General features: G+C 68.5%; 1 protein-coding gene. It reads right to left on the bottom strand.

What is annotated here, in order from left to right; genetic code table 11:
• The coding region (locus tag AX750_RS22915) for a PLP-dependent transferase (RefSeq protein ID WP_197432856.1) at window positions 1-327 on the bottom strand (327 nt) is incomplete at both ends.

Raw genomic sequence — 327 nt, 5'->3', positions numbered from 1 at the left:
CCGGGTGGACGATCAGGCTCTTGGCGTCGCCCAGATTGTTGGAGATGCGGATCAGTTTCAGCCCGTTGAGGAAGCGGAAGGCGGCGTCCTTGCCGCCCTCGACCTCGAAGGCGACCAGCGTCGAGGGGCCCGTCATCTGGCGGGCGATGATCTCGGCCTGGGGATGGTTCTTCGCGCCCGGGAAGATGACGCGCGACAGGCCGGGACGGCTGGCGAGCCATTCGGCAATGATTGCGGCGTGTCGGGCCTGCTGGCGCACGCGCAGCGGCAGGGTCTCCAGCGCCTTCAGCATCACCCAGGCGTTGAAGGGCGAGATCGCCGGGCCGG

The sequence above is a fragment of the Methylobacterium sp. CCH7-A2 genome (genome assembly GCF_001557075.1).
In the GTDB taxonomy this organism is placed as follows: Bacteria; Pseudomonadota; Alphaproteobacteria; order Rhizobiales; family Beijerinckiaceae; genus Allobosea; species Allobosea massiliensis.
Note: the sequence above shows the minus strand (reverse complement) of the source record. Positions and strands in the feature narration are given on the sequence as shown.